The following is a 24,075-nucleotide window of genomic DNA, read 5'->3' as shown; positions in this document are numbered from 1 at the left end:
CGGATGTGGGTTTACGCTGGTGGGCACCATGAGCCCCAAGCAACAACGCGGCGCGGAAACCGTCGAGCGCCTTCTTGACGCCGCCCTCCAGGTGTACGCCGAGTCCGGCGAGCAGGGCGTCACCGTCAGCGCCCTCACCCGGAGCAGCGGCGTCAGCCTCGGCAGTCTCTACCACCACTTCGGCAGCGTCGACGGCCTCATGGGCGCGCTGCTGCTGCGCTGGCTCGACCGCCTCCTGGGTGAGCTGGCCGCCGCCGTGGAGCGTTCCCGCACCGCGCGCGGCGGGGTCCGCGCGCTCGTACGGACGTATCTCACGTTCATCCAGGAGCACCCGGACGCCTCCCGGCTCCTGCACTCCTCCTACGCCGACCGCCTCGGCATGGCGCGCGGCAGGCAGCTGCGTGACACGCAGGAGGCCAGGCTGTCGCCGCTGACCGCCTGGGTGCGGCTGCACGTGGCGTCCGGGGAGATCGCCGATCTGGACGCGCCCCTGGTCGAGGCGCTGGTCATGGGGCCGATCGTCGCGACCGCGCGCCGCCGCCTGTCCGGCATCGACGACGTCGACCTCGACCGGGCGGCACGCGTGCTGCCGGAGCGGATCTGGCGGTCGCTCACGCCCTGACGGGGGTGGCATGGCGGGCGGCGCGGTTACGACGCGGCTTTGCCGGGGAGCGTTGGAACCATGGTCGAGACGGGCGGGACAGCGCAGGACGTGGCCGCGCGGTACGGGCTGCGGCCGCTGCCGGTGGAGGGCGGACTGTTCCGGCGGACGTGGGTGGGGCCGCCGGGCGCGGACGGCCGCCCCGCCGGATCGGCGATCATCGTGCTGCTCACGGATGCCCCGGGGGACTTCTCCGCCCTGCACCGGCTGCCCACGGACGAGGTCTGGCATTTCTACGAGGGTGACGCCCTGGACCTGCTCCTCCTCGCCCCCGACGGCACGGACCGCCTGGTCGCGCTCGGGCGGGCCGGGTGCGTCCAATTCGTCGTGCCCGCCGGGACGTGGATGGGCGCGCGGGTCGCGAGCGGCGGCCGGTACGGGTGGTCGCTGTTCGGCACGACGATGGCGCCGGGCTTCCTGCCCGAGGACTACGAGGGCGCCGACCCGGACGCACTGGCCGCGCGCCACCCGGCACGAGCGCGGCTCATCCGCCGGCTGTGCAGGCCGGGCGAGCCGGTGCGGATGCCGGCCGAGGGCGACGGGAGTGAGGGATGGGAGTGAGGGACGGGAGTGAGGGACGGAAGTGTGTGACGGGGAGAGGGCGGACGTGTTGTCCCTGCGGGGGCGGGTGGCGCTGGTGGTCGGGGGGAGCGGGGGGATCGGGGCCGGGGTCGTGCGGCGGTTCGCGCGGGCCGGTGCGGCGGTCGTCGTGCACTTCCGGCGGGGCGAGGCGCGGGCCCGGGAGCTGGTCGCGGGGATCGAGGAGGCGGGCGGCGAGGCCGTCGCCCTGTCGGCGGACCTGTCCCGGGAGGAGCAGTGCCATCGGCTGGTCGAAGCCGCGTACGACTGGAAGGGGCGCCTGGACGCGCTCGTCAACAGCGCCGGGATCCAGCCGGTGCAGGACCTCGCGGAGATGACGGCCGCCGACTGGCGGCGGCTCTCCGAAGCGAACGTCACGAGCGCGTTCAGCTGTACGCAGGCCGCCGCGACGCTCATGGCGCGGCAGGAGGGCGGTGGCACGATCACGCAGATCGCGTCCATCGAGGGCTCGCGTCCCGCCGCCGGTCACGCCCACTACAGCGCGTCCAAGGCCGCCCTGATCATGTTCGCCCGCTCGGCCGCCCTGGAGTACGGGCCGCGCGGCATCCGCGTCAACAGCGTCTCGCCCGGCCTCGTCGACCGGCCGGGGTTGGCCGAGGAGTGGCCCGAGGGCGTGGCGCGGTGGCAGGGCGCGGCGCCGCTCGGCCGGCTCGGCCGGCCCGAGGACATCGGCGACGCCTGCGTGTTCCTCGCCTCCGACGCGGCGTCCTGGATCACCGGCACCGATCTGGTGGTGGACGGCGGGGTAGGAGCGGGGCCGGCTTGGTAGGGGCGGGGGCAGGGGCAGGGGCAGGGGTAGCCGCCTGGGCCGGGGGCGTGGCCGGTTGGCCCCAAGGGGCGGGGGCGTGGCTCGCACGGCTTCCCCGGGCGCAGGAGTGCCGGCGCCGGCGGGGGCGTGGTCCGAACTGCCTTCCCCGGGCGCAGAAGCGGTAGCGCCGGCGGGGGCGTGGCCGGTTGGCCCCGAGGGGCGGGGGCGCGGCTCGCACGGCTTCCCCGGGCGTAGAAGCGCCAGGGTCGGCGGGGGCGTGGCCCGAACTGCCTCCCCCGGGCGCAGGAGTGCCGGCGCCGGCGCGGGCGTGGCCCGCACGGCTTCCCCGGGCGCAGAAGCGCCAGCGCTGGCGGGGCCCGAACTGCCTTCCCCGGGCGCAGGAGTGCCGGCGCCGGCGGGGCCCGAACTGCCTTCCCCGGGCGCAGAAGCGCCGGCGCGCCGTTCACGCCCGTCCCGCGCCCACCCGGGTCAGCCAGTTCCGCAGCGCCGCGTTGAACTCGGCCGGGCGTTCCACGTTCGGCAGGTGCGCCGCCGATTCGATGACGCTCAGCGTGGAGTCGGGGAGCGCGGCGTGCATGGCCTGCGCGTCGGCGACCGGCGTGTACGTGTCGTCGCGGCCCACGACGACGAGGGCCGGCACGGAGACCCGGGTCAACAGGGCCCGGTAGTCGGGCCGTTCGGCCCGCCCCCGCAGTGCCGCCGCGGCGCCCTCGGGCGGGGCGGCGAGCATCATCCGGTGCACCTGGGCGGACGCCTCCTTGTTGTACGGGGCGACCATCTTGTCCTGTACCTCGTCCGCGTACCCCCGCATGCCCTCGGCCAGGAGCCGGTCCGCGAGGGCGTTGCGCCCTGCCTTGCCCTCGGGGGTCTCGGCCGCGGGGAAGGTGTCCGCGAGGAGGAGTCCCGTGAGGCGTTCGGGGAAGAGGCGGTAGCACTCCATCACGATCTGCCCGCCCATGGAGAGGCCGCCCAGCGCGAAGCGCTCCACGCCCAAGTGGCCCATGAGCGCTGCCAGATCCTCGGCGAACGTGGCGAAGTCCGTGGTCCCGGGCACGACGCTCGAAGCGCCGTACCCGCGCAGGTCGGGCGTGACGACGCGGTGCGTCGCGGCGAACGCCTCCCGCTGCGGGGCCCACATGGAACGGTCGAAGGGGTGGCCGTGGAGCAGGACGAGGACGGGGCGGGGCGCGGACGAGGCGTCGGCCGCGCCCGTGTCGTCGTAGCCGATGGTGACGCCGTTGAGCTGTGCGGTTGCCATGAGGGGAGGCTAGGCCGGGCCAACTCCCCGGTGCAATAAGATCTTTGCTCTCGGTGCAATGCCGAGGAATGGGCGGCGGGGGTGGTGGGGCGTGGTGGAACGGACCGACTATCGGCGGGTGGCCGACGCGGTGGCCCGGGAGATCGAGGCGGGGACCCTGCGGGGCGGCGAACGGCTGCCCACCCAGCGTGCCTTCGCCCGGCGCCGGGGCATCGCCAACTCCACGGCCATCCGTGTGTACGGGGAGCTGGCGCGACGGGGTCTGGTCGTCGGCGAGGTCGGGCGCGGCACCTTCGTCAGGGCGGCCCCGCCGCACGCCGGCGGCGCGGCGCTGACGGAGCGGCGAGAGGCGGGAGGGCAGGAGGGGCACGACCTCCCCCGGTCGCCCGCCGTCAACCTTGAGCTCAACTACCCCGTGGTGGACGGCCAGGCAGAGCTGATGGCGCGGGCGCTCGGGCCGTTGTCGCGGGCCGACGTGTTGCTGGAAGCCACCCGGGCGGCCGCACCGGACGGTACCGCCGCGGCGCGGGAAGCCGCCGCCTCGGTCGTCGCCCGCGGCGGCTGGCGCCCGGACCCGGACCGGTTGCTCTTCGCCGGGAACGGCCGGCAGGCCATCGCCGCCGCGCTCTCCTCGCTGGTGCGCCCGGGCGGCCGCGTCGGCGTCGAGGAAGTCACGTACCCCCTGGTGGGAGCCATCGCCGAGCAGCTCGGCATCCGGCTCGTGCCGATCGCCATGGACGAGGAGGGCATGCTGCCCGGCGCGCTGGCGGACGCCCACCGCCGCGCCTCCCTCGCCGCCGTCTACGTACAGCCGACCCTGCAGAACCCGCTCTCCGTCACGGCCGGCCCGGAGCGGCTGGCCCAACTCGCGCACGCCGTCAGGGAAGTGGGGTGCTGGGCCGTGGAGGACGGCATCTGGGGGTTTCTCGCCGACTGCGCCCCCGCGCCGCTCGCCGCCCTGCTGCCCGAGCGCGTCGTCTTCCTCGACAGCCTCTCCAAGCGTCTCGCGCCGGGGCTGACCCTCGGCATGCTCGCCGTGCCGCCCGCGCACCGGAACGCCCTCGCGCGCGCCCTGCGGTCGGGGGGCTGGGCGGCGGGGGCCTTCGGCCTGGAGGCGGCCGTGCGGTGGGCGGGCGACGGGACCGTGGAGACGCTGGTCGCCGCCAAACGGGCCGACGCGACCGCGCGGCACGCGCTCGTACGGGCCCTGCGGGAGCGCCTCGCCTCGGCGGGGGTCAAGGGGCGCATCCGTACCGACCCCCGGTCCTATTACTGCTGGTGGGAGCTGCCGCCGCCCTGGCGCGCCGAGACCTTCGTCGCGGCGGCCGCCGCTCGGGGCATCGCCGTGACGCCGGGCCCGGCCTTCGCCGTCGGCGGGTACCGCGCGGCCGACGCGGTGCGGATCGGCCTCGCGTCCCCGCCGCCGGACGTCCTCGCGGCGGCGCTGGACACGCTCGCCGCGATCGCTGCGGAGGGGCCGCTTCGGGGCGCCTGACCCGTGGCGGCCCCTCCGGAGGAGGTCACCGGGACGGGTCACTCAGGGCAGGCACCTGGCGCGGCGCGCTCCCGTGGCGATGTCCTTGGCAGGAGGCGGGTGCCGTCACCCGAACTGGCCGGGCTGGTAGTCGCCGGCCGGGCGCTGGGTGATGACGTTCAGCCGGTTCATGGCATTGATCAGGGCGATGAGGGCCACCAGGGCGCCGAGTTGGTCCTCGTCGAAGTGCTTGGCCGCGTTGGCCCAGACGTCGTCGGGAACGCCGCCGGCCGCGTCGGCGATGCGGGCGCCCTGCTCCGCCAGCTCCAGGGCGGCCCGCTCGGCGTCGGTGTACACGGTGGCCTCGCGCCAGGCCGCCACCAGGTTGAGGCGGACCTGGTCCTCGCCCGCGTGGACGGCCTCCTTGGTGTGCATGTCGACGCAGTAGCCGCAGCCGTTGATCTGGCTCGAGCGGAGCAGCACCAACTCCCGTGTCTTCGCCGGGAGGGACGACTCCACGATCGGCTTCGCCGCCGAGGCGAGGACCTTCACGACCTTCGCGGTGACGGGGTTGGTGTGGAAGTCGAGACGGGTTTCCATGGCGGTCCCCTTCGTTGGATCAGCGGATGTCCGAGCGTTGGGTCAGACGGTGTTCGAGTGGGAGAGCGAGTGCGTCCCTCCCAGCTGTACGACGAGACGGGCCGCCGGAATGTCAGGCGGCGGCCGGACTCCGGGCGGCGAAGGGACCGGGGGAGGGCCCGGACAAGGCCCGGTACCGGAGGGGTGGCGCCGCTCATGTCACATCCCGGCCGGCCCGTCTCGTCGTACGGGTGACGTCGGACACGGCCGACGGCCGACGGCCAAGGGGGAGCAGCGAATCCATGAACACCCACTGCGCGGCGGCGGCGGAGGAGGACGGGCGACCGGAACCGGAGCCGGAGTCGGGGCGGGGGCGGGGGCCGGACGCCGGGCTGGACGCCGGGTCGGACCCGGGTGCGATCACGCGTGAGCGGCGGCAACTGATCAATGTCGCCTACCGGCTCATGGGCTCCCTCACCGACGCCGAGGACGTCGTGCAGGAGACGTACACGCGCTGGTACGCCATGTCCCCGCAGCGGCGGCGGGCCGTCGCGTCACCCGGCGCCTGGCTGACGACCGTCGCCGGCCGCATCTGCCTCGACCTGCTCCGCTCGGCGCGGGCCCGCAGGGAGAGTTACGTGGGTCAGTGGCTCCCGGAGCCGCTGCCCGACCGCACGGAATGGGTGAGCGGGCGGACGGGCGGCGAGACGGCCGACCCGGCCGACCAGATCACGCTGGACGAGTCGGTCGACATGGCCTTCCTCGTCGTCCTGGAGTCGATGACCCCGGCCGAGCGCGTCGCGTTCATCCTGCACGACGTCTTCCGGTACTCCTTCGCGGAAGTGGCCGAGGTCGTCGGCCGCAGCCAGGGGGCGTGCCGCCAGCTCGCCTCCTCGGGCCGCCGTCGGGTCCGGGCGTCGCACGTTCCCGGGCCGGGGGCGGGACGGGGGACGAGCGCGGACACGCGTACGACGGACGGATCGGCCGCCGCTCAACGGGCCGAGGCCGTCCGGGACTTCAAGCAGGCGTGGGAGGCCATGGACATCGACGCCCTGGTGGGCATCCTCGACCCGGACGCCAGGGGGCTCGCCGACGGCGGCGGCCTGGTCAACGCCGGTCCGCCGACCGGCGGGAGCGAGGAGATCGCGCGCCACCTGGTCGCCGTCGCGAGCAGGGTGGCCGGCATGACGATCCTGGAGCGTACGGTCAACGGCCGGCCGGGGCTGGTGGTGCGGCAGGGCGGTGTCATCCGGACGGTGCTGGCGTTCCACGTCGTCGGCGGCCGGATCACTCGCCTCTGGGCGGTACGGAACCCCGAGAAGCTGGCGCCGTGGCAGGGCCTGCCCGCGGTCTGAGGGGCGCGGGCAGGACAAAAGCCCCGGTCGGTCACCTCGGCCGACCGGGGCTCTCTCTTTGCCCCCGGACCCGACCGCGGCGGCGACACTCCCCCGAGCTACGCGCTGTGCGCGAGTACCGGCGGGTCAGGTCCGATGTAGTGATCACATCAGGCGTTGCCAACAGATCGCTAACATATGGCCAACGGTCGGCTGATAAGCGACGGTCGGCACGGGGAGACGGCGTTGAGTGAGCGGGACGAGCGGCGAACGGGGCCGCGGTCCGAGGCGTGCGGCGGCCTGCGGTTCGGGCTGTTGGGGGCGCCCGCGCTGTACGACGCCACGGGCGAGCCGCGTCCCGTGCGCGGCGCCAAGGGGCGTGCGCTGCTGGCCGCGCTCCTCCTGGAACCGGACGGGGTCGTCTCGCTCGACGCCCTCCAGGACGCGCTGTGGGGTGACACCGCGCCCCCGTCGGCGCGGGCGTCCCTCCAGAACCATGTGACCCGGTTGCGCCGGCTGCTCGACGACCCCGAGCGGCTGCGGGCGGTGCCGCCGGGGTACCGGCTGCGGGCCCGCGAGGACGAGGTGGACGTCCGTGTCTTCGAACGCCGGGTGGCGCGGGCGCGGGCGGCGCACGCCGAGCGGGACTGGCCGCGGGTCGTCCACTGCGCCTCGCAGGCGCTCGCGCTGTGGCGCGGGAGGCCGTTGAGCGGCCTTCCGGAGCCGCTGGCGGACCATTTCCTCGTACCGCGCCTGGAAGAGGCCCGGCTGCTCGCCCTGGAGTGGCGGTACGACGCCGAACTGGAACTCGGCACCGATCTCGCCGCGCTCGCCCCCGAACTGGCGGCGCTGGTCGCCGAGCATCCGCTGCGCGAGGCGTTCCACCGGCAGCTGATGCTCGTGCTCCACCGCACGGGCCGTCAGGCGGAGGCCCTCGCCCTCCACCGGGAACTGCGGCGCAGGCTGGTCGAGGAACTGGGCGTGGAACCGGGGACGGCCATCCGGCATGCGCACCAGGAAGTACTCCGGGCTCCGGAGGCCGAGGCCCGCCCCAAGGCCCGTCCCGGGGCCATACGGAAGCCTCACGGCACGGGGGCCGCCGGGCGCGATGACGTACGCCGGGTCAGCGAGCGCCACCCGGTCAGCGAGGGGACCGGCGCCCGGGACGGGGACGTGGACCGGAACGGGTACGGCGCCGGCGAGGGCGTCGGCAGCGAGGTGGCCGGCGGCCGGGATCGGCACGGCGAGGGCGAGGGCAGCGAGGTGGCCGGCGGCCAGGGTCGGCGCCGCGAGGGCGTCGGTAGCGAGGGGGCCGGCGCCCAGGATCGGCACCGTGACGGCGAGGGCAGCGAGGGGAGCGGCGCCCAGGACCGGCACCGCGACGGCGACGGCAGCGAGGGAGCCGGCGCCCAGGACCGCCACCGCGGCGCCGACCCCGACCGTGGCTGCGGCGACGCGGGACACGATGCCCCCGTGAAGGGACCGCGAGGCGTCCCGCCCGCCCAATTGCCCCCCGCCCCCGCCCACTTCACCGGCCGGGAGGCAACCGTGCGGGCCCTGCGGGACGCCCTGCACGCGGGACCCCGCGTCGCCGTCGTCTCCGGGATGGCCGGCGTCGGCAAGAGCGCCCTCGCGCTGCACGTGGCGCACGACCTGCGCGAGCAGTTCCCGGACGGCCAGCTCCACGTCAATCTGCACGGCGCGACGCCGGGCATGACCCCGCTCACCCCCGGCCAGGCCCTCACCTCGCTCCTGCGCGACCTCGGCGCCGAACCGTGCCCCGCCCCCGAGACCCGCGAGGACCCCTCGGCGGCCGCCGCCCTGCTGCGCACCCTGCTCGCGCCCACCCGCACCCTCATGGTCCTGGACGACGCCGCCACCGCCGCTCAGGTGCGCCCCCTGCTGCCCGCGGGCCCCGGGTGCGCGGTCGTCGTCACCAGCCGTTCGCCGCTGACGACCCTCGACGGCGCGGCCCGCTTCCCGCTGGAGCCCCTCTCCGACGGGGACAGCGCCGCGCTCCTGCGGGCCGTCTCCGGGCGGGACGGGCTCGACGCCGGGCACCCCCTGGTCGAACTGGCGGGCCGCCTCCCGCTGGCGCTGCGCATCATCGCGGCCCGCCTCGCCGCGCGCCGCGCCCTCACCCCGGACGCCCTCGCCGAACTCCTCACCGTCAGCGGCGGCCGGCTGCACCACCTGGAGTACGACGATCTGAGCGTGCGCCGCTCCCTCGCCGTCGCCCTGGAGGCCCTGCGCACCTCGGAGCGCCGCGCCGACCGCGACGCCGCCCGCGCCCTCGCCAGGATCGGCGCGCTCGACCTCCCCACGTACGGAATGCCGCTCCTGGCCCGCCTGTTGGGCGTCGACGAACTGCGCGCCGGTGCGGCCCTCGACCGCCTGGTCGACGTCGCTCTCCTCGACGAGACGGCCTACGGCCGCTACACCCCCCACGACCTCGTACGCGACTTCGCCCGCGAAACAGCTGCCGCCGACGCGGACGACGCGGACGACACGGACGACACGGACGGCATGGCGGACGACGAGGACGACATGGACGTCGTGGAAGAGGCCCTGCTCTGGTACGCGGAGTCCGCCCGCCGCACCCTGCTGGCGATCCTTCCGGAGGGCCTCGACAGGGCGGACCGCCTCCGGGGAGTGGAGTCCCGCCTGACCCGCCCGGGCAGGCGCGGCACCACCCGGGCCCACCGGCACACCCCGCCCCCCTCACCGGACGCCGCCTTCTCCCTGGACGCCGCTTTCGCCTGGGGCGACGCCGAATTGGCGAACGTCGTCGCCCTCGCCGAGCGGCACGGCGGCGCCCACGAGCTGCTGCCCGTACTGGTCCGCTGCCTCTTCCCCTACCTCCAGCGCCGGGGCCGCCTCACCGAACTGGCCGTCCTCGGCGCCCTCGCCCTGGACGCCGCCCGCCACGAGGGCGACAGCGCCGCCGAGGCGCAGGCCCTCAACGACCTCGCCGGCATGCACTTCATGTCGGGCCGCAGCCGCGAGGCGCTCGCCCTCAACGACCGGGCCCTCGCCCTCTGGCGCGACCTCGGGCTCGTGTCCTGCGTACGGCGCGGCCTCAACAACCGCGGCCTCCTCCTCGAAGGGCTCGGCCACCACGAGGAGTCCGCCGAGACCCTGCGGCAGAGCCTCGCGCTGGCCGATGACCTCGCCGACCCGCTCAGCGAGGCCATCACCCTCAGCCACCTCGGCAACCTCTACGAACACACGGACGCCCGCGCCGCCATCGACCACCACGAACGCAGCCTCGCGATCGGCGAGGCCCTCGGGCACGCCATCGTCCGCCAGTCCGCCCACTGCAACATCGGCTACGCCCACCTCACCCTGGGCGAACCGGCCGCCGCCCTCGCGCACTTCGAGGAGAGCCTGCGCATCCACGGCGAGTACGAGGACTGGCACGGCGAGTCCCAGGCACGCCTCGGCCTGGTCCGGGCGCTGCGCGGCCTCGCCCGCGCGCAGGACGCGACCCGCGAGTGCGCCGGCCTCCTGGAGCGCGCCGAACACCGCGGCGACACCCATACGACGGGCCTGGCCCGCCACCAGCGGGGGCTGCTCCTGCGCGACGAGGGGCGCGAGGAGGAGGCGTACGAGCAGTGGCGGGCGGCGCTGGACGCCCTGGACGGCACCGACAGCAAGGTGGCCGACGAACTGCGCACCCTGCTCCCGACAGGCTGAAAGCCCCGACCTGGCCCCGGCCCCGGCCCCGACTTGGCCCCGGCCCTGGCCCTGGCCTGGCCCCGGCCCTGGCCAGGCCCTGGCTCCGAACCTGGCTCCGGCCCCGGCCCCGGACCTGGCCCCGGCCCTGACCCCGTTACAGCCCTCGGTACACCCTCAGGACCGCCCCCTATTTCGCGTCCGCTATTTCGCGTCCGCGTAGCACTCCACCACGGCCGTCGTGAACGGGAACCTGACCGGCGTCTCCCCGAAGGCGAGCCGCCCCGCCAGGTCACCCGCCGCGCGCACCGCCCGTGCCACGGTCTCCGCCTCCTCGGCGGGGCAGTGCACGATGACCTCGTCGTGCTGGAAGAAGACCAGCTCGGCCCGCATCCCGGCCTCGGAGAGCGTGCGGCGCAGCGCGGCCAGCATCAGCAGCGCCCAGTCCGCCGCGCTGCCCTGCACCACGAAGTTCCGCGTGAAGCGGCCGCGGGCCCGCGCGTCCGACGAGGCGTACCCCGGAGTGAACTCCGCGCCCGGCGCGGCCGGTCCGGACGGCGCGGCCGGGTCCTCCTGGGGGATGCCCGCCTCGTCGTCCTCCCCGGCGCCCGCCGCCGGCGGGCTCGTCCGCCCCAGCCAGGTCCGTACGAGCCGTCCCTCCTCGCCCGCCTTCGCCGCGTCGTCCACGTAGGCGACGGCCAGCGGGAAGCGGCGCCGCAGCGCGGCCAGGTTCTTCAGGCCGTCGCCGGACGTCTGGCCGTACACCGCGCCGAGCAGCGCGAGCTTGGCGTGGTCGCGGTCGCCGGAGAACGCGCGGTCCGAAAGCCGCGTGTAGAGGTCCTCCTCGCTGCCCGCCACCTCCATCAGTCCCGGGTCGCGGGAGATCGCGGCCAGCACCCTCGGCTCCATCTGGTCGGCGTCCGCCACCACGAGCCGCCACCCGGGATCGGCGACGACCGCCCGGCGGATCACCTTGGGGATCTGCAGCGCCCCGCCCCCGTTGGTCGTCCAGCGGCCGCTGACCGAACCGCCCGGGGTGTACTCGGGCCGGAAGCGGCCGTCGCGGACCCAGGCCTGGAGCCAGCTCCAGCCGTGCGCCGTCCAGATCCGGTACAGCTTCTTGTACTCGATGAGGGGCCGCACCGCCGGATGGTCGATCTCCTCCAGCGCCCAGCGCCGCGTCGACTTCACCCTGATGCCGGCCTGCGCGAAGGCCTTCACCACGTCGGCGGCCAGGTCCGGGCGGACGCGGCGGCCGAACGCCGCCGACACCTCGTCGGCCAGCTCGGCCAGGCGGCGGGGCTCGCCGCCGCCCGCGTACCGCTCGCCGAGCAGCTCCGTCAGGAGCGCGCGGTGCACGTCGGCGCGCCAGGGCAGGCCCGCCGCGTTCATCTCGGCGGCCACCAGCATGCCCGCCGACTCCGACGCGGTGAGCAGGCGCATGCGGCCGGGGTGGGCGGTGGCGTCGTGCCTGCGCTGCTGCCGCGCGTACACCTCGGCCAGCTCTTCGAGCGTGACCGGCGCGCCGCCCGGACGCGGCTCGAAGAGTGAGTCCTGCGAGCCGGGCTCGGCGGCGCGGGGCGGCGGATCGGGGGGTACGGGGGCGTCGCGGAGCCGGGCCAGGGCGGCGGCCGCCGAGCGGGGCTCGCCGAGGCGCCCCTCGTGACCGAGGAGGAGCAGCTCGGCGGCCTCGACGTCGTAGCACCGCTCCACGCGGGCGCCGGCGGCGAGCAGGCGGGGGTACAGGTCGGGGGTGGAGCGCCACACCCAGCGGTCGACGTGCCCCCGCCGGCGCACGGCGCCGGCCAGGTCCGCCTCGTGGACGACGGGCCCCGCGGGCAGCCCGTCGCCCCCGAGGGGCACGAGGTCGGCCCCGCCCCCCTCGGTCGCGGCGATGGCCCAGCGCTCGGTCATGCGGGGAGTCTCGCATCCGGCACCGACAATCGGGCGGGGGCGCCATGGGGGCCTTGCCCCAAGGGCCGGAGGCGCTGCCCGACTCGCCCGTACGAGCACCCGTATCGAGCGCGGAGGCGCAGCCGTCAGGTGCCCGGTCCCACGGTCAGTCTGCACCGGCCGTCCTCGCAGGAGCGCCGCAGGCGGCCCCGCGAGATGGTCTGCGTCAGGCCGACCGCCCAGCACGTCGGGCAGCCGCGCAGGGCGAGCAGGCCGAGCGGCAGCAGCGCCAGGCTGACCAGGCCGACCACCGGGATGAGGGCGACCGAGGCGACCAGCGAGGCGAACCCCACCACCCCGCGCGCGATGTGCTCGGGCAGGGACTTGCTCGCGAAGTCGGGGCCGCCGGGAGCGGTGCCGGCGCGGGGTCCTGTCTCACTCATCGTTGCCTCCAGGAACTGACACAGGAACTGACACAGGGGCTGATTCAGGGGCTGATGCAGGGGTTGATTCAGGGGTTGGTACGGGGCCCTCCCGCAGGGCCCGTTGGACCGAGGCGCGGGCCCGGTGCAGGCGGGACTTCATCGCCGCCGTACTGACGCCCAGCGCGTCGGCGACCATCCGGCCGCTGAGGCCCTGGATGTCCCGCATGATCAGCACGCGACGCTGGTCGGGCGGCAGCGCGGCGATAGCGGCCGCCACCCTGCCCGCCTCCAGGCGCTGGATGACCTCGTCCTCGGCCGAGGCGACAGGGGTGTCCTGCCGCAACGGCGCGGCGTGGTCCCGCAGCCGGGCCCGCGCACGCCGCACGCACTCGTTGCGCACGACGCGGAACATCCACGACGCCAGGGCGCCGGAGGCCCGCAGCATCCCGATCTTCCGGTACAGGATGATCAGCGCCTCCTGGGCCGCGTCCTCCGCGTCCTGCGGGGTGGCGCACAGGGAGTGGGCGAACCGCTGCACGTTCGGGTGCGAGCCCGACACCAACGCGGTGATCGAGTCGAGGTCACCGCCGCGCGCGGCGGTGACCAGTCGCTCGTCCGGCCAGGCGAAGTCAGCCACGTCCGGCCCGCCTGCGCTTCACGAGGAGCAGGCAGGTGCAGAGCAGCACCAGGACGACGACCGCGCCGGCGATTCCGATGACCACGACTACCTCCAGATTCCGTGCCGGCGACGTCCGACGGCACGTACATAAGAGGATCGGGCCGCCCCAAAGGATTCGGCCGAAGATCAGGAAGCTTTCGCCTAAGTGACCGGGGGCGACGGGAGGCGACTGCGGGTGACCGGGGGCGCCCGCACCGCGGTCCCGCAGCCGGGCCCGCTCGGCGACGCACATACCCTTTCCCCATGGATTCGGTGATCGACAAGGCGTTCGCGGCGGCGCTGTACGGCGACGGCCACGAGGGCCTGGACACCGGCGCCTCCCTCCTCGCGGCCGCCCCCGGCGCGGACCCCGAGCTGCGCCGCAGGGGCGAGGAGTTCCTGCGCCGGGCCTGGCGCGACGGCTGGCAGCCCGCCGACGTCGTACGGCTGGTCCGCCGCGACCTGGACGAGGCCCACGTCCACCTGGCCGTCTCCCTGATCCGCGCCGAGACCGCCGGCTACGCCCACCTGCCGCCCCGCTGGACGGCCCAGCTGGCCGACCTCGCCCCGGCCGGCGCGGCCGCGCCCCGTCCCCGGGACCGTTTCTCGGACGCCACCGTCCACCTGGAGCTGTACCGCCTGCTCCTGCGCCTGCCCCGGATCGAGCCGGTGGGCCCGCCGCCCGGCGACACCGTGCCGGGCCCGGTCGAGGGCGAGCCCCGCGCGCTCACCCGCATCCGGGCCCTGCTGGCCAAGGCCGAGGCGACCGGCTACCCCGAGGAGGCGGAGGCGCTCACCGCGAAGGCGCAGGAGCTGATGGCGCGGCACTCGCTCGACGAGGCGCTGCTGGCCGCCCGCACGCACGCGCGGGACACCCCGGGGGCGTGCCGCGTCGGCGTGGACGCCCCGTACGAGACGGTGAAGGCGATCCTGCTGGACTCCGTGGCCGCCGCGAACTGCTGCCGCGCGGTGTGGAACGAGGCGTACGGGTTCTCGACGGTCGTCGGTTTCCCAGCCGACCTGGAGGCCGTGGAACTGCTGTACACCTCGCTGCTCGTGCAGGGCACGGCGGCGATGACGAAGGCGGAGGCGGGGCAGCGGGCGGCGGGCCGCAAGCGCACGAAGACGTTCCGGCAGACGTTCCTGCTGGCGTACGCGCACCGGATCGGCGCGCGGCTGGCGGAGGCGGGGGAGCACGCGGTGAGCGAGGCGGCGGCGCAGGGCGTGGCGGCGAGGGACTCGCTGCTCCCCGTCCTCGCGGCACGCGAGGTCGCCGTCGGCGAGCGGGCGGAGCGGATGTTCCCGGAGACGACCACGACCCGCGTGCGCGGCGCGACGGACGGCGAGGGCTGGACCCACGGCACAGCGGCGGCCGACCGCGCCCACCTGCCACGCCGCCCCGAGGGTCCGGCACTGCCCTGACGTACGCACGCACGGCCCCGCGCCCCACTGAGACCACCCCGCCCCTGCCGCCGGGCGGAACCTCCGCCACGGCCCGCCCTGGGGGATCTGGCGGACGTGCCCCGCGACAGTCCGGCCCTGGGCCGATGCCCCGTACGACGCCCCCACACCGAGATCACCCCGCGCCGGGCCTTGGGTGAAGCCCTTGCCGCTCTCCGCCCCCGGGGACCCGGCGGACGTACCCCCGACGACCCGCCCCCGAAGCCAGGGCGTCCCATATGCCCCGTATCATCACAGAGTGACCTGGCTTCGCGCGCTGAGAGAGACAGCCCGCTCAGGCCTGACCGTCGAGCGCAAGCGCCTCGAACCCCTGGTGGCCGCCCGTGGCGCCGTGGGTCTGGCCCTCGTGATCGGTCTCAGCCTCGCCCTCTTCGGTCCCGCGGTCGCCGCGAGTTCCGCGTTCGGCGCCTTCCAGGCGGCCATCGCCACGTTCCAGCGCAGCTGGCGCCCCCGCCCCGAGCTCGCCCTCGCCTCCGGCACGAGCCTCGCCGTCTCCACCTTCCTCGGCTACCTCACCGGCTCCCATCTCCTCCTCTTCCTCGCCCTCCTGTGCCTGTGGACCTTCCTGGCGGGCCTGAGCTGGGCCGCCGGCCCCACCGTCGGCATCATCGCCTCCTCGAACGTCGCGATCATGCTGGTGACGGTCACCATCCCGGGTTCGGTCGCCGCGGCCGCCGGCCACGCGGCGATGATGGTCGTCGGCGGCTGCGTCCAGGCGGGCCTGGTGATCCTGCTCCCGGTACGCAGATGGGGCGCGCACCGGGACGCCCTCGCCGACGCGCTGGCCGCCGAGGCGGACTACGCCCGCAGGCTCCGGCACGACCCCGTCGCCCCCTTCGACCCCTCACCCCTGATGGCGGCCCGCGACGCGGCGGCGATCACCCCGCGCCAGGCCCGCCGCCGTCCGGCGGAACTGCACGGCGCGCGGGGCATCGCCGAACGCATCCGCCCGGTCCTCGCCTCCCTGGCCGACCCGGCGGTCGGCGTCCCGCCGGAGGGCGAGGAACGCGACCGGGTGCGCGAGCTGCTCGCCGCGGCGGGCGCGGTGCTCGACGCGGCGGCGCGGGCGATCCGCCACGGGGAGCCGGTGCGGATCCCCTCGGCGGCCCTCGCGGCCCTCGGCTCCCCGGACACCGGCGCGATCCTGACGGGCCCCGCCCACCGCGCGGCCACCCGCCTCGGCGCCCTCCTCAAAGACGTCCTGGAAACAGCGGGCGGCCCCCAAAGCCCTCAGGACTCCGAAAGCCCCAAGGACTCCCAGAGCCCCCGGGACTCCCGCAGCCCCCGGGACTCCCGCAGCCCCCAGGACTCCCGCAGCCCCCAGGACTCCCGCAGCCCCCAGGACTCCCAGGACGCCCAAACCCCCCAGCCGTCCCGGAAACCCGCGCCGGCCCACAACCCCCGCCTCCGCCCCACCTTCCCCGCCCTCGTCCCCGCCGGCCTGCGTGCCATGCGCGCCGCCCTGCGGCACGAGTCCCCCGTCACCCGGCACGCGATCCGGGTCACCTGCGTGGCGGCCGCCGGCTATCTGCTCGGGACCTGGCTGCCGTTCGGCCACGGCTACTGGGCGCCCATGGCCGCGGTCATGGTGATGCGCCCGGACTTCTCCCAGACGTACTCCCGCGCGGTCGCCCGCTTCGGCGGCACCCTCGTCGGTGTCGCGCTCGCCACCGGCCTGGTGCAGGTGGTGCACCCCCGCACCGGCCTGTCCGCCGCCCTCGCCGTGCTCTGCGCCGGGATGATGTACCTGCTGATGCGCACCGGCCACGTGGTCGCGCAGGCCTGCGTGGCGGCGTACGTCGTGTTCCTGCTCGGCATGGGCGGCCAGCAGTGGACGCAGACGGTCCCCGAGCGCGTCGTCCTGACGCTCATCGGCGGCGTCCTCGCGATGATCGCGTACGCGGTGTACCCGGCCTGGGAGACCCCGCGCCTGCGCACCCGCCTCGCGGACTGGCTGATCGAGGACGGCCGGTACGCGGCCGCCGTCGTCGACCATTACGCGCATCCGGCCGGCAAGGCCTGCCCCGACGTGCGCGAGGCACTGCTCGCGGCCCGGGACGCGCGCGTCGCCTGGCAGGAGGCGACGGCCCGCGCGAAGAACGAGCCGGTGCGCCACCGGGGCCTGTCCCGCGCCGTGGCCGCCGACGCGGAGGACGCCCTGGCCCAGCTGGGCCGCGTCGCGATGCTGATGGAGGCGCATCTGCCGGAGCGCGACGCGACGCCCGTCCCCGCGGCGGCCCGCCTGGCAGAGGCGCTGCGCAAGTCGACGGAACAGGGCGCGAAGGCGATGCGCGAACGCCGCGTCCCGCGCTGGGACGCGGTCCGCGAGGCCCTGGAGGAGTGGGACGGCGAGGGCGTCCCCGACCGCGTCGTCCGCAGGGGCGCGGGCCTGCTCCTCGACACCCTCGAAGAACTCTCCGACGCCCTCGACACGACCCCGCCCCCGATGCTCGTGGACGGCTCACAAACCCCGAACGGCCCGAGCGCCCCGGAGACCCCGCACAGCCCGAAGGCCCCGCACGGCCCGAGCGGCTCGAACGCCCCGAGCGACCCGACTGACCCGAGCATCCCGAGCGACCCGAAGGCCCCGCACGCCCCGACTGACCCGAGCACCCCGAGCGACCAGAGCCGACCGAACGGCCCGAGCGACCAGAGCCGACCGAACGGCCCGAGCGACCAGAGCCGACCGAACGGCCCGAGCGACCAGAGCCGACCGAACGGCCCGAGCGCCCCGGGCGGCCAGAGCGCCCCGCACGCCCCGAAGGCCCCGAACGCCCCGAGCGGCCAGAGCGCCCCGAACGGCCAAAGCGGCCCGAACGGCCAAAGCGGCCCGCACGCCCCGAACGCCCCAAACGGCAAGAGCACCCCGAACGACCAAGAAGACCCCCCGACCCGCTGACAACTGCGGGAGCAGCCCGACGCCGGCCGCCAGGACCGTGCCCCCCGGACAGCCAAGGGCTCCCGCCAAGCCGCGCCGAGCTACCAGGACGACTTGCGCACCCCCGGAAGAAATCCGGCATGCGCTTGCTCGCGCAACTTCACCCGCGACAGGCCGAACGCCCGGAGATAGCCGCGCGGGCGCCCGTCGACGCTGTCCCGGTTCCGCACCCGCGTGGCACTCGCGTCACGCGGCTGCCGCGCCAACTCCCGCTGAGCGGCAGCCCGTTCGGAGGCGCCGGTGCCGGGCCCGCGCACGATCCGCGTCAGCTCGGCCCGCCGCTCGGCGTACCGCGCGACGATCTCGCGCCGCTGCTCGTTCTTCGCGATCCTGCTCTTCTTCGCCATCGGTCAGACCTTCCCGCCGCGCGCCCGGATCCTCGCGACGGCCGCCTCGATCCCGAGCGCGTCCACGGTCTTGATCCCCTTCGCGGCGAGCCGCAGCCGGACGTACCGCCCCTCGCTCGGCAGCCAGTACCGCTTGCGCTGGACGTTGGGGTCGAAGCGGCGCGAGGTCCGCCGGTGGGAGTGGGAGACGTGGTTGCCGAAGCCGGGCCGGGCCCCGGTCAGCTGGCAGTGGGCGGACATCGTGACGCACCTCTCGGTCGACGGAGGGGGACCCCTATTGAAAACGGGAGTCGTTTTCATATACTACCCACATGGCCCGCAACGAACTCCGCCCGATCGTCAAGCTCCGCTCCACAGCCGGAACGGGCTACACGTACGTGACCCGCAAGAACCGCCGCAACGACCCCGACCGCCTGACGCTGCGCAAGTACGACCCGATGGCCGGCCGCCACGTCGACTTCCGAGAGGAGCGCTGACCCCCATGCGCAAGGACATCCACCCCCCGTACGCCCCCGTCGTCTTCCGCGACAAGGCCGCCGGCTTCGCCTTCCTCACCCGGTCCACCGCGACCGGCGGGAAGACGGTCGAGTGGGAGGACGGGCACACGTACCCCGTCATCGACGTCGAGGTCTCCTCCGCGAGCCACCCCTTCTACACGGGGACCGCCCGCGTCATGGACACCGCCGGCCGCGTCGAGCGCTTCGAACGACGCTTCGGCAAGCGCTGATGGACGACCGGCACGGCGGGCACACCGCCCGCCCGATGGACACCGTGATCGTCGGCGGCCTCCACGCGGACGCCCGCCGAGCGGCCGTCGCCCACCTCCTGGCCGCCGTCCCCGGCAGCGTCGCCCTCCACCACGACCTGTCGGGCGCCGAGCGGGGCACGGTCGTACGCACCCTGCGTGACGGCACCGGCGTGCTCTGCGTGGACGAGGCACCCCTGGTCGACGACTGCGCGTGCTGCGCGCTCCGCGAGGACCTGGTGCCCGAGCTGCGGCGGCTCGCGGACGCCGGCCTGACCCGGCTCGCGGTCGTCGAGCTGTGGGACTCCGTCGAGCCGAAGGCGATGGCCGAGGTGATCGTCGCGCACGCCGGCGAGGGCGTCAGACTCGGCGGCGTGGTGACGGCGGTCGACCCCGCCCTGGTCCTGCCCTGCCTCGGCAACGGCGACGACCTCATCGAGGCCGGCCTCGCCGCGGCCCCCACGGATCAGCGGACCGTCGCCGACACCTGGGCGCGCCAACTGGAGTACGCGCCCGTCCTCGCCGTCATGGAGTCCGCCGAGGCCGACGACGAGGACCGCGCACTGCTCGCCCAGCTCCACCCGACGGCCCGCCACATCCCCATCAGCCCCATCAGCCCCATCAGCCCCGTCAACCCCGCCGACCCCACCACCCCCGTGGGGCCCGGGGGCGGCGGCGCCCTCGCCGTCGCCGCCCTCGCCGGTTTCGACGTCGAGGCCGCCGCCGCGGCCCAGCACCCGTCCTGCGCACTGCTCCCGGTGGCGGCCGAGGCGTGCGGTGTCGCCACCCTCGTATGGCGCCGGGAGCGGCCGTTCCACCCGGAGCGGCTCCATGCCGCGCTGGAGGACCTGACCTGCGCGGCCGCCCGCAGCCGGGGCCGGTTCTGGCTGGCCGACCACCCGGACACGCTGCTCGGCTGGGACGCGGCGGGCGGCGCGCTGTGCGTGGAGAGCGCCGGGCCCTGGCTCGCCGCGCTGCCGGACGCCGCGTGGGAGCTGGTCCCGCCGGCGCGCCGCGCGGCCGCCGCCCTCGACTGGCACCCGGAGCACGGCGACCGCCGCAACCACCTGGTGTTCACCTCGCCCGGCCTGGACCGCGAGAACCTCCGCCGGCTCCTGGAGTCCTGCCTGCTGACCGACGAGGAGTACGCCGCCGGGCGCGCCGCCTGGCGCGATCTGCCGCCCGCCTTCGACACCCTCCTGGAGGTCTGACCCTTGTCCCCGCGCAAGCCCCCGCCCCGTGCGCCGAAACCGCGCCCCAACCCGCTGGAGCGAAGCGGCGTCACGTACATCGACTACAAGGACACGGATCTGCTCCGGAAATTCCTCTCGGACCGCGGAAAGATCCGCGCCCGGCGGGTCACGTGGGTGACCGCACGGCAACAGCGGCGGATCGCCGCGGCGATCAAGAATGCGCGCGAAATGGCGCTCCTGCCCTACGGCGCCGGACGCTGAAACCTCTTCTTCCGCAACCGCACCACTTCTCCCTCCCCCCTCCCCGGGCCGCACCGCGCCGGTTGTTTTCCGCCTTTCGGACGGAACACATCCGGCGCGGTGCGCGTCTGTTCTAAGAGCACGACCTGGCACACGGCGGACCGGCAGAGCTGTAATCAAGGCACCACCGCGCGTGCACGTGCATCTGCCCATGCATCTGCATGTGAACACAGCTATGATCCGGGACAGTTGACCACTGCATCTAGAGCGACCGCCTCTAGGGCCACTACAGGCACTGCACCACCGGGGAGCGATCTGTGCACCACGCGTTTAACGGCATGGCGGCCACGGAGCTTCACGGGGTGGTCTGGCAGAAGAGCAGACACAGCAACTCGCAGGGCAACTGCGTGGAGTTCGCGAAACTTCCGGGCGGCGATGTCGCCGTGCGCAATTCGCGTTTCCCGGACGGTCCCGCGCTCGTCTACACCCGCGCGGAGATAGAGGCGATGCTCCTCGGGATGAAGGACGGGGAGTTCGACCACCTGATAGCCGGTTGAGTACGCGAACGCACCGTCCGCGTCCGCGCCCCGGGCGGAGCCCCCGGCTCAGCGCAGCTGGAACAGCGCCCAGACCACCTTGCCGCGCACCGCGCCGGCCAGCGGGTGCCAGCCCCAGCCGTCGCTGAAGGACTCCACAAGGAACAGGCCCCGGCCCGACTCGGCGGAGAAGTCGTCGTCGGCGTCACGCGTCACCGGACTGTCGTCGCTGGGGTCGCGCACCGCGCACACCAGACGCGAGGCCCACCGCATCAGATGGAGCCGCACGGGCGGGTCGAGCCGCTCGCGCGGGGTGTCGGCGGGCAGCGCGTGCCGCAGGGCGTTGGTGACGAGTTCGGAGACGACGAGCGCGATGTCGTCGAAGCGCTCGTCCAGGTCCCACTGCCCCAGGGTCTTACGGGTGAACTGCCGGGCGCTGCCGACCGCTTCGTAGCGGGCGGGCAGCGCGCAGGAGGCCGCGCTGGAGACCGCCGAGGGGTCGAGTGGAGGAAGGCCCTGCCTCAACGGCTCGAGCATGGTCGATCCATTCGTCCCCATGCGAGGCACTCCCCGGTTTCGCGGTACATAGCGATGGAGCGGTGGCGCGGTCGGTCGCCGATGGTGCGGTGGTACGCGGTCGGTACAGCGGTGGCGCGCGGACCATGGTTCCGAATGCGCACAGCAGATGCAAGGGCAGATGCACGTGCACGCGACCGACTTGTTGCTTCCCGTGCTACCTTCCGCCCATTTCTTCCCCGGACTTCTTGTGAGGAGCTTTCGGAGGCTTTCCGTTTCTGTAACCGGGCGTGTACGGGCCGAAGCGTTTAATGGCAGACTGCTGGCTTCCAGTCGATGGGGAGGATTGAGCGAAGTGACCGCAGGGGAGTCGAGTGGCTCGGTGGTACGGCGCATCCTGCTGGGCTCGCAGCTGAGGCGCCTCAGAGAATCCCGGGGCATCACCCGCGAAGCGGCCGGCTACTCGATCCGCGCCTCCGAATCGAAGATCAGCCGCATGGAGTTGGGACGGGTGAGCTTCAAGTCCAGGGACATCGAGGATCTTCTGACGCTCTACGGCGTCACGGACGAGGCCGAGCGCGGCGCTCTCCTCTCGCTCGCCAAGGAGGCCAACCTCACCGGCTGGTGGCACAGTTACTCCGACGTCCTGCCGGGCTGGTTCCAGACCTACATCGGCCTGGAGGGCGCGGCCTCGCTCATCCGGGTCTACGAAGTGCAGTTCGTCAACGGCCTGTTGCAGACCGAGGACTACGCCCACGCGGTCGTCGCGCGCGGCATGAAGGGCGCGAGCAAGGCCGAGATCGACCGCCGCGTCGCCCTGCGCCTGGAGCGCCAGAAGCTGCTCGCCTCCGAACACGCGCCCCGCTTCCACTGCGTCCTGGACGAGGCCGCGCTGCGCCGCCCGTACGGCGACCGCGAGGTGATGCGCGGGCAGATCCAGCACCTCATCGAGATCTCCGAGCGGCCCAACGTCACGCTCCAGGTCATGCCGTTCAGCTTCGGCGGCCACGCGGGCGAGAGCGGCGCCTTCACCATGCTGAGCTTCCCGGAGTCGGACCTCTCCGACGTCGTGTACGTGGAGCAGCTCACCGGCGCCCTCTACCTCGACAAGGCCGAGGAGGTCGCGCAGTACGAGCGCGTGGCCGCGCAGCTGCACCAGGACAGCCCGGACCCGGCGGACAGCCGGGACCTGCTGCGCGGACTCCTGCAACTCACCTGAAACGTCAGTACTATGACGTGACCTCAGGTGTCTGACGCCGTTCGGATATCTGCTTCCGTCCGCTGCCGGCAAGGGGTCCGTCCGATGTCCTTCTTCACTGATCTGGCTCACCAGTACATCGACGGGGAGTGGAAGGCCGGATCGGGCTCCTGGGACATCATCGACTTCAACCCGTACAACGGCGAGAAGCTGGCGTCCATCACCGTCGCCACGGCCGACGAGGTCGACCAGGCCTACCGCGCCGCCGAGCGCGCCCAGCGGGAATGGGCCGACACCAACCCCTACGCCCGGCGCACCGTCTTCGAGCGCGCCCTGCGGATCATCGAGGACCGCGAGGAGGAGATCGCCGACGCGATCGTCGCCGAACTGGGCGGCACCCGGCTGAAGGCGGCCTTCGAGCTGCACCTCACCAAGGAGTTCCTGCGCGAGGCCGTGCACCTCGCGCTGCGGGCCGAGGGCCGCATCCTGCCCTCCCCGGACGACGGCAAGGAGAACCGCCTCTACCGCGTCCCGGTGGGCGTGGTCGGCGTCATCAGCCCCTTCAACTTCCCGTTCCTGCTGTCGATCAAGTCCGTCGCCCCGGCGCTCGCCCTCGGCAACGCGGTCGTCCTCAAACCCCACCAGAACGCGCCGGTGCTCGGCGGCAGCCTGGTGGCCAAGGTCTTCGAGGACGCCGGACTCCCGGCCGGCCTGCTGAACGTCGTCATCACCGACATAGCCGAGATCGGCGACGCGCTGCTCGAACACCCGGTGCCGAGCCTGATCTCCTTCACCGGCTCGGACCGCGTCGGACGGCACGTCGCCACCGTCTGCGCCTCGCACTTCAAGCGCTCGATCCTGGAACTGGGCGGCAACAGCGCGCTGATCGTCCTGGACGACGCCGACCTCGACTACGCGGTGGACGCGGCGGTCTTCAGCCGCTTCGTGCACCAGGGCCAGGTCTGCATGGCCGCCAACCGCATCCTCGTCGACCGGTCGGTGGAGGCGGAGTTCACCGAGAAGTTCGTCGCCAAGGCCGCCTCGCTCAAGGTCGGCGACCCGGCCGAGCCCGGCACGCACATCGGCCCGCTCATCAACTCCTCGCAGGCGGACGCCGTGACGGCCGTCGTCGAACAGGCCGTCGCCGCGGGCGCCACGGCGCTCCTGCACGGCCGCACCGAGGGCAACGTCGTCGCCCCCTCCGTCCTGACCGGCCTGCCGGCCGACTCCCCGGTCCTCGCCCAGGAGATCTTCGGCCCCGTGGCCCTCCTGCTGCCCTTCGACGGCGAGGACGAGGCGGTGCGCATCGCCAACGACACCCCGTACGGCCTGAGCGGCGCCGTGCACACGGGCGACATCGAGCGCGGTGTGCGGATCGCCAAGCGCATCAGGACCGGCATGATCCACGTGAACGACGGCACGGTGCACGACGAGGCGATCGTGCCGTTCGGCGGCGAGAAGAGCTCCGGCGTCGGCCGGCTGAACGGCGAGGCGACGGTGGACGCCTTCACCACCCAGAAGTGGATCTCGGTGCAGCACGGGCGCTCCCGCTTCCCGTTCTGAACCGCCGCCCCC

Annotated in this window: 22 protein-coding genes and 1 pseudogene; 15 read left to right on the top strand and 8 right to left on the bottom strand. The window is 74.4% G+C overall.

Features of this window, described 5'->3' with window-relative positions; genetic code table 11:
- The first annotated feature begins 28 nt into the window (after nt 1–28).
- From ABZ385_RS03020 to ABZ385_RS03010, 3 genes are read left to right on the top strand one after another with little or no spacing between them, the layout of a single operon-like run.
- Nucleotides 29–622: a TetR/AcrR family transcriptional regulator gene (locus ABZ385_RS03020; RefSeq protein ID WP_358586127.1), complete on the top strand. Its 594-nt coding sequence runs from the start codon at nt 29–31 to the stop codon at nt 620–622.
- A 60-nt stretch (nt 623–682) separates the two neighbouring features.
- Nucleotides 683–1,222 carry a cupin domain-containing protein gene (locus ABZ385_RS03015; protein WP_358909379.1) on the top strand — a complete coding sequence of 180 codons (540 nt, stop codon included), beginning with the start codon at nt 683–685 and terminating at the stop codon, nt 1,220–1,222.
- A gap of 46 nt (nt 1,223–1,268) precedes the next feature.
- Nucleotides 1,269–2,030 (top strand): glucose 1-dehydrogenase, encoded by a 762-nt coding sequence (locus tag ABZ385_RS03010; protein ID WP_358909377.1) that lies wholly within the window; start codon nt 1,269–1,271, stop codon nt 2,028–2,030.
- Nucleotides 2,031–2,472: 442 nt separating this feature from the next.
- Here ABZ385_RS03010 and ABZ385_RS03005 read toward each other — a convergent pair whose 3' ends face one another.
- Nucleotides 2,473–3,288 (bottom strand): alpha/beta hydrolase, encoded by an 816-nt coding sequence (locus ABZ385_RS03005; RefSeq protein ID WP_358909375.1) that lies wholly within the window; start codon nt 3,286–3,288, stop codon nt 2,473–2,475.
- A 91-nt stretch (nt 3,289–3,379) separates the two neighbouring features.
- On the opposite strand from ABZ385_RS03005, the gene ABZ385_RS03000 reads away from it, so the two are divergent.
- Nucleotides 3,380–4,783, top strand: a complete 1,404-nt coding sequence (locus tag ABZ385_RS03000) for a PLP-dependent aminotransferase family protein (protein WP_358909373.1) — start codon at nt 3,380–3,382, stop codon at nt 4,781–4,783.
- Between the two features lie 105 nt (nt 4,784–4,888).
- Here the strand turns inward: ABZ385_RS03000 and ABZ385_RS02995 are convergent, their stop codons facing one another.
- Nucleotides 4,889–5,362 carry a carboxymuconolactone decarboxylase family protein gene (locus ABZ385_RS02995; protein ID WP_358589581.1) on the bottom strand — a complete coding sequence of 158 codons (474 nt, stop codon included), beginning with the start codon at nt 5,360–5,362 and terminating at the stop codon, nt 4,889–4,891.
- A gap of 281 nt (nt 5,363–5,643) precedes the next feature.
- Here ABZ385_RS02995 and ABZ385_RS02990 point away from each other — a divergent pair, with 281 nt between their 5' ends.
- Both ABZ385_RS02990 and ABZ385_RS02985 read left to right on the top strand, forming a co-directional pair.
- A complete protein-coding gene (locus ABZ385_RS02990) occupies nt 5,644–6,696 on the top strand; it encodes a sigma-70 family RNA polymerase sigma factor (protein ID WP_358909371.1) in 1,053 nt (350 codons plus the stop codon).
- A 225-nt stretch (nt 6,697–6,921) separates the two neighbouring features.
- Nucleotides 6,922–10,371 (top strand): BTAD domain-containing putative transcriptional regulator, encoded by a 3,450-nt coding sequence (locus tag ABZ385_RS02985; protein ID WP_358909369.1) that lies wholly within the window; start codon nt 6,922–6,924, stop codon nt 10,369–10,371.
- A gap of 183 nt (nt 10,372–10,554) precedes the next feature.
- On the opposite strand, the gene ABZ385_RS02980 is transcribed toward ABZ385_RS02985, so the two are convergent.
- The 3 genes from ABZ385_RS02980 to ABZ385_RS02970 form a co-directional block, all read right to left on the bottom strand.
- The gene (locus tag ABZ385_RS02980; protein ID WP_358909367.1) at nt 10,555–12,264 is read right to left on the bottom strand and encodes a bifunctional 3'-5' exonuclease/DNA polymerase; all 1,710 of its coding nucleotides are present in this window, start codon (nt 12,262–12,264) and stop codon (nt 10,555–10,557) included.
- A gap of 125 nt (nt 12,265–12,389) precedes the next feature.
- On the bottom strand, nt 12,390–12,686 hold the full coding sequence (locus ABZ385_RS02975; protein ID WP_358582982.1) for a hypothetical protein: 297 nt from the start codon (nt 12,684–12,686) through the stop codon (nt 12,390–12,392).
- A complete protein-coding gene (locus ABZ385_RS02970; RefSeq protein WP_358909365.1) occupies nt 12,679–13,305 on the bottom strand; it encodes an RNA polymerase sigma factor in 627 nt (208 codons plus the stop codon). Before ABZ385_RS02970 ends, ABZ385_RS02975 begins: the two co-directional genes overlap by 8 nt.
- A 285-nt stretch (nt 13,306–13,590) precedes the next feature.
- Between ABZ385_RS02970 and ABZ385_RS02965 the strand changes: the two genes are divergently transcribed.
- Together ABZ385_RS02965 and ABZ385_RS02960 are read left to right on the top strand one after the other, a co-directional pair.
- Complete coding sequence (locus tag ABZ385_RS02965; RefSeq protein WP_358909363.1) at nt 13,591–14,748, top strand: DUF2786 domain-containing protein; 1,158 nt, start codon at nt 13,591–13,593, stop codon at nt 14,746–14,748.
- 277 nt (nt 14,749–15,025) lie between these two features.
- Nucleotides 15,026–17,230 (top strand): annotated as a pseudogene (locus ABZ385_RS02960) (FUSC family protein); the annotation flags it as partial.
- A gap of 536 nt (nt 17,231–17,766) precedes the next feature.
- Here ABZ385_RS02960 and rpsN read toward each other — a convergent pair.
- Together rpsN and rpmB are read right to left on the bottom strand one after the other, a co-directional pair.
- The gene (gene rpsN / locus ABZ385_RS02955; RefSeq protein ID WP_358582977.1) at nt 17,767–18,072 is read right to left on the bottom strand and encodes a 30S ribosomal protein S14; all 306 of its coding nucleotides are present in this window, start codon (nt 18,070–18,072) and stop codon (nt 17,767–17,769) included.
- Nucleotides 18,073–18,075: 3 nt separating this feature from the next.
- Nucleotides 18,076–18,312, bottom strand: coding sequence for a 50S ribosomal protein L28 (rpmB, locus tag ABZ385_RS02950; RefSeq protein ID WP_358582975.1), 237 nt, complete (start codon nt 18,310–18,312; stop codon nt 18,076–18,078).
- Between the two features lie 71 nt (nt 18,313–18,383).
- On the opposite strand from rpmB, the gene rpmG reads away from it, so the two are divergent.
- From rpmG to ABZ385_RS02925, 5 genes are all read left to right on the top strand, one after another.
- Entirely contained in the window at nt 18,384–18,548 is a 165-nt protein-coding gene (rpmG, locus tag ABZ385_RS02945) for a 50S ribosomal protein L33 (protein WP_358582974.1), read from the top strand.
- A gap of 5 nt (nt 18,549–18,553) precedes the next feature.
- Nucleotides 18,554–18,799, top strand: a complete 246-nt coding sequence (locus ABZ385_RS02940) for a type B 50S ribosomal protein L31 (RefSeq protein WP_358909361.1) — start codon at nt 18,554–18,556, stop codon at nt 18,797–18,799.
- Entirely contained in the window at nt 18,799–20,028 is a 1,230-nt protein-coding gene (locus ABZ385_RS02935) for a GTP-binding protein (protein ID WP_358909359.1), read from the top strand. The genes ABZ385_RS02940 and ABZ385_RS02935 overlap by 1 nt, the downstream gene beginning before the upstream one ends.
- A gap of 3 nt (nt 20,029–20,031) precedes the next feature.
- Nucleotides 20,032–20,271, top strand: coding sequence for a 30S ribosomal protein S18 (gene rpsR, locus ABZ385_RS02930; protein ID WP_358909357.1), 240 nt, complete (start codon nt 20,032–20,034; stop codon nt 20,269–20,271).
- A gap of 296 nt (nt 20,272–20,567) precedes the next feature.
- Nucleotides 20,568–20,807, top strand: a complete 240-nt coding sequence (locus ABZ385_RS02925; protein ID WP_358582964.1) for a DUF397 domain-containing protein — start codon at nt 20,568–20,570, stop codon at nt 20,805–20,807.
- Between the two features lie 48 nt (nt 20,808–20,855).
- On the opposite strand, the gene ABZ385_RS02920 is transcribed toward ABZ385_RS02925, so the two are convergent.
- Nucleotides 20,856–21,344, bottom strand: a complete 489-nt coding sequence (locus tag ABZ385_RS02920) for an ATP-binding protein (protein WP_358582961.1) — start codon at nt 21,342–21,344, stop codon at nt 20,856–20,858.
- A gap of 313 nt (nt 21,345–21,657) precedes the next feature.
- Here ABZ385_RS02920 and ABZ385_RS02915 point away from each other — a divergent pair, with 313 nt between their 5' ends.
- Together ABZ385_RS02915 and ABZ385_RS02910 are read left to right on the top strand one after the other, a co-directional pair.
- Nucleotides 21,658–22,521, top strand: coding sequence for a helix-turn-helix transcriptional regulator (locus ABZ385_RS02915; protein ID WP_358582959.1), 864 nt, complete (start codon nt 21,658–21,660; stop codon nt 22,519–22,521).
- 84 nt (nt 22,522–22,605) lie between these two features.
- Entirely contained in the window at nt 22,606–24,063 is a 1,458-nt protein-coding gene (locus ABZ385_RS02910; RefSeq protein ID WP_358582957.1) for an aldehyde dehydrogenase family protein, read from the top strand.
- The last annotated feature ends 12 nt before the right edge of the window (nt 24,064–24,075 follow it).

The sequence above is a fragment of the Streptomyces sp. NPDC005898 genome (genome assembly GCF_040629635.1).
GTDB lineage: Bacteria > Actinomycetota > Actinomycetes > Streptomycetales > Streptomycetaceae > Streptomyces.
Note: the sequence above shows the minus strand (reverse complement) of the source record. Positions and strands in the feature narration are given on the sequence as shown.